This is a genomic window from Flavobacterium lipolyticum (assembly GCF_020905335.1).
GTDB lineage: Bacteria > Bacteroidota > Bacteroidia > Flavobacteriales > Flavobacteriaceae > Flavobacterium > Flavobacterium lipolyticum.
In genome coordinates this window covers 534572-548632 of sequence record NZ_JAJJMN010000001.1, presented here as the reverse complement: position 1 = coordinate 548632, position 14061 = coordinate 534572, and the positions used below count along the sequence as shown (strand labels likewise).

14 protein-coding genes are annotated in these 14061 nt (G+C 36.0%); 1 reads left to right on the top strand and 13 read right to left on the bottom strand.

Features of this window, described 5'->3' with window-relative positions:
• Window positions 1-23: 23 nt before the first annotated feature.
• Window positions 24-1451, bottom strand: coding sequence for a CCA tRNA nucleotidyltransferase (locus LNQ34_RS02295; RefSeq protein ID WP_229998551.1), 1428 nt, complete (start codon window positions 1449-1451; stop codon window positions 24-26).
• 13 nt (window positions 1452-1464) lie between these two features.
• Window positions 1465-1839: a GxxExxY protein gene (locus LNQ34_RS02290; RefSeq protein WP_229998550.1), complete on the bottom strand. Its 375-nt coding sequence runs from the start codon at window positions 1837-1839 to the stop codon at window positions 1465-1467.
• Window positions 1840-2307: 468 nt separating this feature from the next.
• On the opposite strand from LNQ34_RS02290, the gene yaaA reads away from it, so the two are divergent.
• The gene (gene yaaA / locus LNQ34_RS02285; protein ID WP_229998549.1) at window positions 2308-3066 is read left to right on the top strand and encodes a peroxide stress protein YaaA; all 759 of its coding nucleotides are present in this window, start codon (window positions 2308-2310) and stop codon (window positions 3064-3066) included.
• Between the two features lie 245 nt (window positions 3067-3311).
• On the opposite strand, the gene LNQ34_RS02280 is transcribed toward yaaA, so the two are convergent.
• From LNQ34_RS02280 to trpD, 11 genes are all read right to left on the bottom strand, one after another.
• On the bottom strand, window positions 3312-4898 hold the full coding sequence (locus LNQ34_RS02280; RefSeq protein WP_202700814.1) for an MDR family MFS transporter: 1587 nt from the start codon (window positions 4896-4898) through the stop codon (window positions 3312-3314).
• A gap of 4 nt (window positions 4899-4902) precedes the next feature.
• Window positions 4903-5982, bottom strand: a complete 1080-nt coding sequence (locus LNQ34_RS02275; RefSeq protein ID WP_229998548.1) for an HlyD family secretion protein — start codon at window positions 5980-5982, stop codon at window positions 4903-4905.
• 12 nt (window positions 5983-5994) lie between these two features.
• The gene (locus tag LNQ34_RS02270) at window positions 5995-7314 is read right to left on the bottom strand and encodes a TolC family protein (RefSeq protein ID WP_202700812.1); all 1320 of its coding nucleotides are present in this window, start codon (window positions 7312-7314) and stop codon (window positions 5995-5997) included.
• Window positions 7304-7933 carry a TetR/AcrR family transcriptional regulator gene (locus tag LNQ34_RS02265; RefSeq protein WP_229998547.1) on the bottom strand — a complete coding sequence of 210 codons (630 nt, stop codon included), beginning with the start codon at window positions 7931-7933 and terminating at the stop codon, window positions 7304-7306. The genes LNQ34_RS02270 and LNQ34_RS02265 overlap by 11 nt, the downstream gene beginning before the upstream one ends.
• 291 nt (window positions 7934-8224) lie before the next feature.
• On the bottom strand, window positions 8225-8986 hold the full coding sequence (trpA, locus tag LNQ34_RS02260) for a tryptophan synthase subunit alpha (RefSeq protein ID WP_229998546.1): 762 nt from the start codon (window positions 8984-8986) through the stop codon (window positions 8225-8227).
• 73 nt (window positions 8987-9059) lie between these two features.
• On the bottom strand, window positions 9060-9797 hold the full coding sequence (locus tag LNQ34_RS02255) for a carbon-nitrogen hydrolase family protein (RefSeq protein WP_229998545.1): 738 nt from the start codon (window positions 9795-9797) through the stop codon (window positions 9060-9062).
• A gap of 9 nt (window positions 9798-9806) precedes the next feature.
• Window positions 9807-10127 (bottom strand): gamma-glutamylcyclotransferase family protein, encoded by a 321-nt coding sequence (locus tag LNQ34_RS02250; protein WP_202700808.1) that lies wholly within the window; start codon window positions 10125-10127, stop codon window positions 9807-9809.
• A gap of 13 nt (window positions 10128-10140) precedes the next feature.
• Complete coding sequence (trpB, locus tag LNQ34_RS02245) at window positions 10141-11322, bottom strand: tryptophan synthase subunit beta (RefSeq protein ID WP_202700807.1); 1182 nt, start codon at window positions 11320-11322, stop codon at window positions 10141-10143.
• Window positions 11312-11974 carry a phosphoribosylanthranilate isomerase gene (locus tag LNQ34_RS02240; protein WP_202700806.1) on the bottom strand — a complete coding sequence of 221 codons (663 nt, stop codon included), beginning with the start codon at window positions 11972-11974 and terminating at the stop codon, window positions 11312-11314. Before LNQ34_RS02240 ends, trpB begins: the two co-directional genes overlap by 11 nt.
• Window positions 11975-12148: 174 nt before the next feature.
• Window positions 12149-12928, bottom strand: coding sequence for an indole-3-glycerol phosphate synthase TrpC (gene trpC, locus LNQ34_RS02235; protein WP_229998544.1), 780 nt, complete (start codon window positions 12926-12928; stop codon window positions 12149-12151).
• A gap of 85 nt (window positions 12929-13013) precedes the next feature.
• Window positions 13014-14006 carry an anthranilate phosphoribosyltransferase gene (gene trpD / locus LNQ34_RS02230; protein ID WP_089076427.1) on the bottom strand — a complete coding sequence of 331 codons (993 nt, stop codon included), beginning with the start codon at window positions 14004-14006 and terminating at the stop codon, window positions 13014-13016.
• Window positions 14007-14061: the final 55 nt, after the last annotated feature.

The following is a 14061-nucleotide window of genomic DNA, read 5'->3' as shown; positions in this document are numbered from 1 at the left end:
TTTATAAAATAATACTTAATTCTTTATACTTTTTTTAAGCCTAATTTTTCAGCTCTTTTAATCACAAAATCATAAGCAGCCTGATACTCATTTGGAATGTCACCTTCAAGAATTGCTTCTTTTACAGCTTCTTTCAAAATTCCGATTTCTCTTGAAGGCTTCAGATCAAAGATTTCCATAATTTCTTCACCCGAAATGGGCGGTTGAAAATTACGAACATGATCGCGTTCTTCGACTTCAACGATTTTCTTGCGGACGAGCTCGAAGTTTTTATGGTATTTTTTAAACTTTGACGGATTTTTGGTGGTGATATCTGCCTCACACAAAGTCATTAGATTTTCGACATCCTCACCGGCATCAAAAACCAAACGACGCACTGCACTATCGGTTACGATGTCGTCAGCCAAAACAATAGGGCGTGAACTCATGATAACCATTTTTTGTACAAATTTCATTTTGTGATTCAACGGCATGTGCAGACGTTCGAAAATCTTTTTAGTCATTTTACCACCTAAAAACTCATGCCCGTGAAAAGTCCAGCCTTGTTTTTTATTGAAACGTTTTGTCGGTGCTTTTCCAATATCGTGCAATAAAGCTGCCCAGCGTAACCAGACATCATCTGTATTTGGGCAAATATTGTCGACCACTTCCAGCGTGTGGTAAAAGTTGTTTTTATGGGTATGACCTTCAATTTCTTCGACCTGATTTAATGCTGTTAATTCAGGTAAAATTAAATCTAAAAGTCCTGTTTGGTACAATAGTAAAAAGCCGGTTGAAGGTTTAGGAGTGGAGAGAATTTTGTTTAATTCGTCAACAATTCTTTCACCTGATATAATTTTAATGCGATCGGCATTTTTTGTGATGGCATTCAATGAATTTTCTTCTATTTCGAAATTCAATTGTGTGGCAAAACGAATCGCACGAAGCATGCGCAACGGATCATCAGAATAAGTGATGTCCGGATCTAAAGGGGTCTTGATGACTTTGTTCTCTAAATCAGACAAACCATTAAAAGGATCAGAAAGATCTCCGAAGTTTTTTTCGTTTAATGATAAAGCCAAAGCATTAATGGTGAAGTCGCGACGGTTTTGATCGTCTTCCAGGGTTCCGTTCTCCACTACCGGATTTCGGCTGTCAGAACTGTAAGATTCTTTTCTTGCTCCGACAAATTCAATATCAGTATCTTCAAAACGAAGCATGGCGGTTCCGTAAGTTTTAAAAACCTGTACCTTTGGTTTGTTGGGCAATAATTCAGAAACTTTTAATGCCAATTCAATACCGCTGCCCACAGCAACAACATCAATATCTTTTTTAGAACCTCTGTTTAAAAGTAAATCCCGAACAAAACCTCCGATGACGTAACTGTCAACGTTAAGTTCCCGGGATGCCTTCGAAATGATATCGAAGATTTTATGTTGTAATGCAGTTTTATAATTTGTTTGTATAGCCACGAATTCACTAATTTTATAAAATAATACGTTTGTATTCAAGTGAGACAGAATTGAAGTTCGCTAAAATTGCTAAATGCGTTTTAGAAACTTTGAGATAATTAAGACATTGCGAAATGTATTTTGGATGTAAAAATTCACTCGATTTTACTTCAAGTACAATTTTATCGAACAAAATAAAATCAGCGTAAAATCTGTGATTCAATATTATGTCTTTATAGTTTACCAAATATTCTTTTTCTCTTTCAAATGGAATATTCTCTTTCTTAAATTCATATTCTAAAGCATCTTTATATACGATTTCAGAAAAGCCTCCACCTAAATTTCTATGAACATCAAATAAAATTCCCATTATTTGATAACTTTCCAGCTGGTACAAGATCTTTGTCATGTTCTAAATTTTTATCTGCCACGAATTCACGAATTATTTTTAAAAAAGTTAATTCGTGGCTATTATTTAGAATACAACTTTCAATTTTGCATTGAAAATGTTTTTGGAATTTTATGGTTGCAAATTTACGACATAGAAAATGCCTATTATAATCTAAGGCTCACTTTTTTGAATAAATTCACAGTTTGAGTGCTAGGATTTTATTAATAGAAGAAAGGTTGCCACTAATTACACGAATTTCTGCGAATTAGATTAGGTATAGAAACAGAAATTAGCGAAAATTTGTGGCAAAATAAATATTTAGTAATGCGAACGTGCGAAACAACTCACGGATTTTATTTAATTTAAAAAGTTAATTCGTGAATTCGTGGCGAAAAGGAACCTTTATAATGCGATCGAACAAATCAATTCAGATCTGTTATTTTTAAAAATTCAATTTGTATTTTTGGAGTATATAAAAATGTACACATGAAAATTGTTATATCGCCTGCAAAGTCACTGAATTTCGAAAAAGAATTACCTACTACTCAACATACAGAACCTCATTTTTTAAAAGAAGCACGTGAGGTTCATAAAATCTTAAAGACTAAAAAACCTGCTGAGTTATCTGAATTAATGTCGATTTCAGCTAAATTATCAGATTTGAACTGGAAAAGAAATCAGGATTGGAAAACACCATTCACACCTGAAAATGCCCGTCCGGCAGTCTATACTTTTGATGGAGACGTTTATACGGGTTTAGATGCTTATACTATTCCGGTGGAGAAACTCGACGTTCTTCAAAGCAAACTTCGAATTCTGTCAGGGCTTTACGGCGTTTTGAGACCATTAGATTTAATGCAGGCTTACCGTCTGGAAATGGGAACAAAATTGCCAGTGGGGGAGTATAAAAATCTGCACGAGTTTTGGAAACCAACCGTGACAAAAGCATTAAATAAAGAGTTGTCTAAGGGAGAGCTGTTCGTGAATTTAGCAAGTAACGAGTACTTTTCAGCGGTAGATGTAAAAGCTTTAAAAGTTCCTGTGATCACACCGGACTTTAAAGATTATAAAGACGGAAAGCTCAAAATGATCAGTTTCTTTGCCAAAAAGGCAAGAGGGATGATGGTGCGTTATATTATTGATACGAATGCTGAAACTATTGAAGACTTAAAAGGATTTAATTATGAAGGGTATCAGTTTGATGGTAATCTTTCAAAGGGAAATCATTTGGTGTTTACGAGATAGGTTTTTTTTAAGGTTCTGAGGGGCTAAGATGCTGAGATACTTAGGTTTTTAACCGCAAAGAACACAATGATTTACACAAAGTTCGCAAAGTTTTTACACAAAGCTTTGCGAACTTTTCATATTTAAAGCTTCTTAGAAATAAATTCTTTCCGTGCTTTGCGGTTAAATTATTAATGTTTGAAAAAAATAAACGCCGAGTTACAGGAATGAACTCGGCGTTTTTACGTATTATAAATCAATTATTATTAATGCATTGCATCAGCAGGATTAATCTTGTTTTTTCCTTTTTTGATTAAAAGAATAATTGGAATACAGCATAAGAACATAATTCCCAAATACATGAAAATATCCATATAAGCCATTACGGTACTTTGTTTCATTACAGAATATTCAATGGCTTGGTAGGCTTTTTTCAATGCAACGTCTGCGCTATATCCTTTAGACATAAAAGCTCTTTGCATTCCTGCAATACGCTGTTGTACTTCATATTTTGCAGGATCTAACTTGGTTAGTAAGTTCACTCGGTGTTCCTGTCCTAAACGAGTAATAAACGTGGTAATAATAGCAATACCAAACGAACCTCCTAGTTGTCTCATCATTCCGGTAAAAGCAGCTCCTTCACCAATATGTTTTCCTTTTAAGGTTGATAGAGAGAGTGTCGTAATAGGTACAAAAAGTAATCCTAAACCAACTCCTCTTAAAATTAGAGGCCAATACATATGTTCAACTCCGGTATCAGGAGTCATACGGGTCTGCATCATAAAGGTAAAGAAAAAGAATACCAAAAATCCTACTCCAACCATATAGCCCTGCGGAACTCCTCTCTGAATCATGTTCCCGACAAAAGGCATCATGATTGCTGTGGTAATAGATCCCGGAATCAATAATAACCCGGCATCGGTTGCGGTCCATCCTAAAATAGATTGCGTGTAGATTGGTATAATTAAAGTCGATCCGTACAGACCGAAACCAAGAATGAAACACATTACAGTTCCTATTCTAAGGTTTCCATCCTTTAGAACACTTAAGTTTACGATTGGATGTTTATAAGTAAGCTCTCTCCAAATAAATAAGACCAATCCTAAAACCGTAACCACACTTAAAGTTATGATAGTTGAATCGTTGAACCAATCGTCTTGTTGCCCATGCTCCAGAACGAATTGTAGAGACCCGATAAAGGCTGCAAGCAATATAATTCCCCACCAGTCAACCTGATTGGCTTTTAATTTTTCCCCATACTTAGGACTTCTTACGAAGGTTAATGCTAAAATTGTAGCAATGATACCCAATGGAATATTAATGTAAAAAATATAAGGCCAGGAGTAGTTGTCTACTAAATAACCTCCTAATGGCGGTCCTAAAGTTGGTCCAACAATTACCCCCATTCCGTAAATAGCCTGAGCCATTCCACGTTTTGCTACGGGATAACTTTCGGTGATAATGGTTTGTGCTGTTACCAGTAAGGCACCTCCACCCATACCCTGAACAAATCTAAAGGCTACCAGTTCCCAAATATTGGAGGCGTTTCCGCATAAAAAGGAACAGACCGTAAATATTATGATAGAAGCCACAAAATAATTACGTCTTCCAAATTGTTGTGAAAGCCAGCTCGTCATCGGAATTACAATCACATTCGCAATGGCGTATGCTGTAATTACCCAGGCCACATCAGTCAAAGTAGCACCAAGGCTACCTCGCATGTCTGTTAGTGCTACGTTTACAATGGTCGTGTCGACGATTTCAAGCAGGGCACAAAGTACCGCCGTAATCGTAATAATGACACGTCTGAATCCGTATTCTACTAAATCATCGTCTGCTTGTACTGCTGCCATTATGTTATTTTAAATGTACATCTACATCAACATTCATCCCTGGTCTTAGTAATTTTACTTTCTCCGGATCGTTTGATTCGTCTAAACTAATTTTTACTGGTAGTCTTTGAATTGTTTTTACGAAGTTACCGGTTGCATTATCAGGAGGTAATAAAGAAAAACGAGATCCCGTTGCAGGAGAAAAAGAGGTTACAGTACCTTTAAATTCATAGTTTGGATAAGCATCCACTTTTAGACTTACTTTTTGTCCGGCAACCATTTTGTTTAATTGCGTTTCTTTGAAGTTAGCTACAACCCAAGCTTCATTGTTGTTGATGATGTAGAATAAAGATTGTCCCGGTTGAACTAATTGTCCTGGTTGAATGTCTACTTTAGAAACCTGTCCGTCAATTGCAGCAGTTACAACCGTATAGCTAAGGTTTAAATGAGCAACGTCTAACATTGTTTTCGCTTTTTTGATATTAGCGGAAGCTACTTCAGTTTGTTTGTCAGAAACTTTTGATTTCGATTGAATTACTGATTTTTGGTAAGAACTAGCTCGTTGTTGATCTTGCAAAACACGTACCTGGTTTTCGGCTTCTTCTTTTGCAGATAGAGCCTGTTCGTATTGTTGTTTTGTAATCGTATGTGTTTTGTACAAATTATTGTAACGGTTGTAATCGTTTGTAATCTGTCTTAATCTAATTTTTGCACTTTCGATAGAACCTGTTGCAGATCTCATTTGCGCATCCGATACAGAGATGCTTGCACTAGCGCTTCCAATGTCAGCTTTTGCGGCTTCGTATTGTCCTTCAGCGCCTAATAAAGCAGCATTAGCCTCATCTATTTTTAACTGATAATCTCTTTTATCAATCGTAAACAAAGTATCACCTTTTTTTACAAAATCATTATCTTTTACGTATACTTTACTAATATATCCCGATACTCTTGGAATAATCGGATTCATTTTTTTCTCGATTTGAGCATCGTCCGTTTCTTCGTGAGCTAAAGAATGCATGTACTTAGTTATTCCGTAAGTTCCGCCCACTAAAACCAAAACGGTTAGTATAATGATGAATTTAGTATTTGTTTTTTTCTTTTCCATGAGAGCTGTCGATTATATTTTAGAAAGATTGAATGATTGTGATAATTGTCCGGATACCGAAAGTAATTCGTAATATTTTTGAATGATAGTAGCTTTTGATAATGCGGTATTTATTTTAGCGCTTAATTGTTCAACGTCAGCTTCAACCAAATCATTAGTATCTGATAAACCATTGTCAAACTTATCTTTTACAAGTCTGTAATTTTCACTTGCCTGTTGAAGAGCTTCATCGTAAACCACACTTTGATTTATAGCCAAATCATAATCTTCAATTGATTTTTGAACTTCGATTTTAATACGGTCCGTCATTACAGCCTCACTATTTTTAACTTCCAGAGCTTTGCTTTCCGCTACTCGTACATGGGCACTGTTTTTGTAAATTCCGGATAAGTCATAAGTTAAACCTAATCCAAAGTTCATAGCATATCTCACCGTTATGATGTCTTTAAGGTCCAGTGCCGTATAACCGCCAAGTAAGGCTAATGTAGGATAATAGGCAGCCTTTGCTACTTTGATATTTGACTCAGTAGCTTTTTGCTGCAAACGAATTGCTTCTAAATCTTTTCTGTTTTCAAGAGCTATTGCATCTGATGTTGGCGCATTGCTTGTTTTTAAGTTGAAAAAATCAGCTTCATTAACCTGCAGTTTTGTGTTAGGGTCTAACTTTAATAAAGTCGTTAGATAGAAGTTGATATTGTTAAGATTGTTAGTGGCTTCATCAATAGATAATTGTGTTTTTGAAACCAGTAATTGAGACTTTAATAAATCATTTCTTGGAATAATTCCATTCTTCTCCAATTCTGTAAAATCAGTAACACGTTGTTTCGCACTTTTTTGATTTTCATTTAAAACATCCAATGTTTTTTGAGCTTTGTACAAAGCAGTGTAATAGGTAATTACTTTTAAAGCAACATCCTCTTTCGTTTTGGCAGCAGTAGCATTTTCCGCTTCGTACAAGTTATCGTAGGCTTCAATACTATTCTGAATTTTGAATCCTGAAAATAAAGGAAGACTCAAAGTTGCCATTCCAAACATTGCTCTGTCCGGAGATGCGATAGATGCATTTTCACTTTGATTTGGCATAGTAATCGATGCCTTTGTAAGACGTTGGTATTGACCGGAAATTTTAATATCCGGATATTGATTGTCTTTTACGCTTTTTAATTCGTATTTTTTTGTGTTTACCTTAGAGTTGGCAAGTGTAACTTCGTTACTTTTTTCCCAAGCCATTTTTACGGCCTCGCCTAAGGTTAAACTTGTTTTCTCTTGTGCTTCTATTGACGAAATTCCGATGAAGAAAACCCCAAAGAGCATTAATTGACTAATTTTCATAAACAAGTAGCGCTTTTATAGTTTGTTGAATGTGCTTTGTAAGACTGGTTTTGATGTACTCGTTGTACATCTCTTCTGTTTTTAAATTTAATAGTTCCTCAAAAAAAGGCCTATTCATGTGAAAGTGAAAAAAGGTTCCAATGATGGTAGGAGTAATGAGTGGAATAATTACATCTTTTCTAAAAACTCCTTTAGACTGACCCTGTGCAATAATACTCTCAACCGATTTTAAATTTCCTTTTTTAAGTTCTGTGAAGGCGATCATACTTTTCTCTCTTTTTTTAGAGTTAAGTTCAAAGTGTAAAACTCTGAAAATCCCTTTGTTACAGCTTATTCTCGTAATGTAAATTTCGATTAATTTATTGACTTTATCGAGAGGTTCAATATTTTCCTGTAATAAATTTTCAAGTTGAAGCTTTAAATCGGCAGTTTTGTAAATAATAAGGGCTTCCAGTAGTCTTTCTTTAGAGCCAAAGTAATACGAAACCATTGCAATATTAATTTTTGCATGTTTGGAGATATCCCGTATCGAAGTCCCTTCAAATCCTTTTTCTGAGAATAGCTTTTCAGCAACTTCCAGAATTTGAATTTTTTTATCGTTTAATTCGAAGTTTAACATGGTATTGTTTCTAATCGGGTACAAAATTAAACAAGCGTTTAAATTAAACAGTTGTTTAATTTTATTTTAACAAAATATTAACACTTTTTAAGCGTGATAATTTTGCACAAAAAAAGCTGAAAACAGACCTGTTTTCAGCTTTTAATGGTTTTTTGTTATTTCGACCGAAGGGAGAAATCACATAAGAAATTCCTCATGCATAATAGTCAATCTTTGTCGAATTACGAGTGTCATTTCGACGGAGGAGAAATGACAAACTAGACAGTATTATATATTTAGTAGAAAAATTAATTATCGAATCTCTCCAACAAATTCTCTAATTTTTCCAGAACCGCTTTCACTTAAATGTTTGATAAACGCACTTCCGATAATAGCCCCTTTGGCATATTTAGTAGCCTGATCAAATGTTTCTTTGTTTGAAATTCCAAAACCTACAATTTGTGGGTTTTTAAGATTCATTTGGGCAATTCTTTCGAAATAACTTTCCTGAGTATTTCCGAAACCGGCCTGAGAACCCGTTACGCTGGCTGAACTCACCATATAAATGAATCCATTTGAAACGCTGTCGATAAAATGTATACGCTCTTCTGACGTTTGAGGGGTAATCAGGAAAACATTGATTAAACCGTATTTTTCGAAAATTGCTTTGTATTCGTCTGCGTAAACATCAACAGGTAAATCCGGAATAATTAAGCCGTCGATACCAATTTCGGCACATTTTTTACAAAATTCTTCGATTCCGTATTGCAGCATCGGGTTGAAGTACCCCATAATAATTAACGGAATTTTTACGCTTTCGCGGATGTTTTTCAACTGATCAAAAAGAATTTGGGTAGTCATTCCATTGTGAAGAGCCTGTGTTGAACTCGCCTGAATGGTTGGACCATCAGCCAAAGGATCACTAAAAGGCAAGCCAATTTCGATTAAATCAACACCATTTTTTTCTAAATCCTGAATGATGGGAACGGTATCATTCAAATTGGGATATCCCGCTGAGAAATAAATAGAAAGAATCTTTTTATCTTCTTGTAATTTTTGAGTTATTCTGTTCATTGTTTTTATTTTTTCTCCTAACAAAAGTTAGATAGGTTTAAATTTTATCTTCTCCCGGATTAAGGGATTTGTACTAATTTTTTACAACTTTACTGGTCCAGTTTTCGTTTTGATATTCCACCAATAAAAGTCCGGTATCTGTATCGTTCATTTGTTCAATAAGTTCACCTTTATTATTCCAGAAAGCACTTTGTCCGGCCGATGGTGATCCCCACGATTCTCCGCTGAAATTAGACATCAGCACATTCAATTGATGTTTCTCGGCATAACTTTGTAAATGCCTGTAAGCATTTGGAATCCCGTTTGGCGAAAAGAAAATACTGGCAATATAAATATTTGCTTCTCTCTTACATGCATTTTGCGGATGCTGTGGATGGTCAATATCAGCACAAATAGCAAATGAAATTTTCTGATTTTCAATTTCAATCATCGGATTATAATCAAACGAAGATTGAAAAAAATCGTCTTCTCCTTCATGCAAAAATTGCTTGGTGTATATCGAAACAGAATTGTCCGGAGCAATAATAAATTCGCCGATAAATAATTTTGTTTCAATTTGGATTGGTGCTCCTGCAATGATGACGATATTATTTTCTACGGCTAATTTTCTTAAACGATCTAATCTCGAATCGTCTTTTTGAAACGCCAGTTTTTGAGCGTACTCTCTTTCGTAACCCGTGATTGACATTTCAGGAAATGCAATTAATTTTGCTCCATTCTGAACGGCTAGTTCAACAAGACGGTAGTGCTCTAATAAGTTGGAATCAATATCCCCGCGGAGTGGTTTTGTTTGTGCTGCTGCCAGAATCATGGTATAGAATTATTTGTTTTCGATATAAATCCAGGCAACTGTTCCGGAATTCAAGGTTACCTGAACTCTTTTATACGCATTAGATTCGAATAGATCTACTTTGGCTAAATCGGCATTTGTGACGTCAAAAACAACACCGTGTATAGGGTCCGTAGAGGATGCGCTTGGTACAACTACAACATAATCTGCCATTCCAAATTCTTCTTCGATTTGCAGACTTTTTAGTTTGTGACCATGAAGCTGATCTCGGGTTCCGATTAACACCTTGTTAAAAAGGCGCATCTGAATTTCTTTTGATCGCAATGTTCCGTAAGAGAATAACTTTTCCATAGTTGCTATCTTATTACAATTTAAAATAATCAATATAATTGTCTAAATCCTTATCTCCACGACCAGAAAGACTGATCACTACAATATCGCTTGGCTTGAATTTCTTCTGATCTAAAACAGCAAAAGCATGTGCACTTTCAATTGCCGGAATAATTCCTTCCAGTTTGGTAAGCTGTAAACCTGCGTTCATTGCATCATCATCAGTTACAGAAAAGAATTCCCCGCGACCGGTTTGCGCCAGATGGGCATGCATAGGACCAACTCCGGGATAATCAAGACCGGCAGAAATAGAATACGGTTCGGTAATTTGTCCGTCCGGAGTTTGCATCAAAAGGGTTTTACAGCCGTGAATAATTCCCATTTTCCCTAATTTACTGGTGGCGGCGCTATGACCGCTGTCTACACCTTTTCCGGCAGCTTCTACGGCAATAATTCCCACTTCAGGTTCGTGTAGAAAGTGATAATAAGTTCCGGCCGCATTACTTCCTCCACCAATACAAGCTACTACATAATCAGGATTTTCACGTCCTTCTTTTGCTTTTAACTGCCATTTGATTTCTTCTGAAATGACACTTTGAAAACGGGTAACCATATCGGGATAGGGGTGTGGTCCAATTGCTGAACCTATGATATAATGTGTATCTACGGGATTGTTAATCCAATCACGAATCGCCTCATTGGTAGCATCTTTTAATGTTTTGGAGCCTGAAAGTGCCGGACGAACTTCGGCGCCTAACATTTTCATACGTGCCACGTTTGGTGCCTGACGTGCGATGTCAATTTCACCCATATACACGATACATTCCATTCCCATTAAAGCACATACTGTAGCGGTTGCCACACCATGCTGACCGGCACCAGTTTCGGCGATAATTCTTTTTTTACCCAAGCGTTTGGCAACCAGAATTTGTCCAATAGTATTATTGACTTTATGTGCCCCGGTATGATTTAAATCTTCTCTTTTCAGATATATCTTAGTATTGTACTTCTCCGACAAACGTTTTGCAAAATAAAGCGGACTAGGACGACCTACATAATCTCTTAGTAATTGGTCAAATTCTGCTTTAAAATCTGGCTCGCTTGTTATTTTTAGATAATTCTGACGTAATTCTTCTACATTCGGATAAAGCATTTCGGGTATATAGGCGCCTCCAAACTCTCCGTAATATCCTTTTTCGTTAACATTATAATTCATTGTATAGTTGTTTTGGGTTTAAAGTAGCAGGTTTTAGATTTTTCTGAAACTTTCTTAATAGACTTATATTCTTTAATCCTGGTTCTGTCTCAAATTTACTGTTTACGTCGATAGCGTAAATAGGTACTTTGAGGTTCTTTATCGCAGGTATTTCTTCAATTCCGATGCCACCGCTCAAAAAGATTGGTTTCTCAGATTTATAATTTTCCAGTATTTTCCAGTCAAAAGTGGTTCCGTTTCCGCCCGGTAATTTTCCTTTTGTATCAAACAGAAAATAATCGCAAACCTTTTCAAAAGGTGCCAGAATTTCAAAATCAAAATGTTCATCTATCGAGAATGTTTTTATGATTTCAATAGTTACATCAATTTTGGCATCGATCTTAGCTCTCAGTTCCTGGCAAAATTCTACGGTTTCCTTTCCATGTAACTGAACGGCTTGTAAATGATACTTGTCTGCTGTTGATAATACGTTATCAACCGTTTCATCTACAAAAACACCAGTTTTCTTGATGGTATGAATCAATTCCGGAATCGTTCCGTCAAAATAACGTGCGGATTTTTTCCAGAAAATAAATCCCATATAATCGGGCAGGAGTGCTCCTGTTTCGAGTATATTGTCGGGATATTTCATGCCGCATATTTTTAGTTTCATTTTTTTTTATTTTTATGCTTTAAGCAATAGGCATTAAGCTATAAGCTTTTGTTTCATGCCGTATTATTTTTTATCGATTGGTTAGAGTTTAAGCAATAAGCTTTAGGCTAAATTAGTAATGTTAAGAAAGTTTTTCGGTTTTCAGCTTACGGCTTAAAGCTTAAAGCCTACAGCCTACAGCTGTCTAATAAATTCAGTTGCTGCCTGACCGGCATTATCTGTTTTCATAAAGTTTTCTCCGATTAGGAAACCACTGTAACCATAGGGTCTTAATTCCGAAATGGCTTCAATAGATGAAATTCCGCTTTCTGAAACTTTTACAAAATCATTTGGGATTTGAGCGGCCAGTTGTTTGCTGAAATCCAGACTTACTTCAAAGGTTTTCAGATTTCTGTTGTTCACGCCAATCATATCTAAACTCGGCATTATAGATTTCTCTAATTCTTCCTGATTGTGTACTTCCAGTAAAACTTCTAACCCTAATTGTTTGGCAAATTCCGATAAGGATTTGATTTCTTCGCGGGTTAAAACGGCTGCAATCAGTAAAATTAAATCGGCTCCGTATGCTTTGGCTTCTAAAATCTGATATTCATCGACGATAAATTCTTTTCGCAAAAGCGGAATATTTACACTTGCTCTTGCCAGAAGTAAATCGTCTAATGAACCGCCAAAGTATTTTCCATCAGTTAAAACTGAAATTCCACAGGCGCCTGCATTCTCATATCCTTTAACAACTTCTTCTACTGTGAAGCTATGATTGATTACAGATTTAGACGGAGAACGGCGTTTGTGCTCTGCAATTATTCCTGTCGAACTTGTCTTCAGTTTTTGACTTAAAGAAATCGTTTCTCTTCCAAAAAATACAGAAGCTTCCAATTGTGAAACGGGAATGATTGATTTTTTCAGAACGACTTCTCGTTTTTTATCTACAATTATTTTATCTAAAATGTTCATTGTTTTATTGGTTTCAGGTTTCAGGTTTCAAGTTCCCGGTTTCAACAACTTGAAACCTGAAACAAAAAAGACTTGAAACTATTTTTTACTTACTTAGTTCTTGTAATTTTTTAAGCACTTGATGCCCTTTTCCGGAAAACAAACTTTCTTTGGCCTGCTTAAAACCTTCCTGAGGAGAGCATTTGGTTACGGTTGAAATGGCCATTGCGGCATTTGCACAAACCACATTATTCTGAGCTTCACTTCCTTTTCCGGAAATAATACTCACAAACATATCGGCTGATTCTTCGATGGTTCTTCCTCCCTCAATTTCTCTTTGCGATAAAAGGCGAACGTTGAAATCCTCGGGTTTCAACATGCCTTCCATATCGCTTGTAATGATTTTTGTCGGACCGGTTAACGAGATTTCATCGTAACCGTCAAGCGAATGCAGGATGGTAAAATTAACGTCGGTGTTTTGATATAAATAAGCATACATTCTCGCCAATTCTAAATTAAAAACACCAACTAATTGATTTTTAGGGAAAGATGGATTTACCATTGGACCTAACATGTTAAAAAATGTTTTTACCGCTAGTTCTTTTCGGATTGGTCCTACATTTTTCATAGCAGGGTGAAATAAAGGAGCGTGTAAAACACAAATTCCTGCCTGATCAATGCATTTTTCTAAAAATGACGGATCGTTGCTGAATTTTATTCCCATTTTTTCCATCACGTTGCTTGATCCCGAAATAGAGGAGACCCCATAATTTCCATGTTTTGCTACCTTTATTCCTGCTCCGGCAGCTACGAATGAAGCTAAAGTCGAAATGTTGAAAGTATCTTTTCCGTCACCACCCGTTCCGCACAAATCAATAGCGTTGTAGGCCGATAAATCCACACGAATGCACAATTCTAATAAAGCTTCGCGAAATCCGGAAAGTTCATCAATGGTAATGCTTCGCATCATAAATACAGTCAAGAATGCCGAAATCTGACTTGGGTTGTAAGCCCCGCTTGAGATGTTGATCAACACGTCTTTGGCTTCCTCTTTCGAAAGTACTTCGTGATTGATTAATTTATTTAGTATGTTTTTCATTTTTTAAAGTTGCTAAGGTTTTGAGGTACTAAGATCCTAAGGTTTCACTAATACT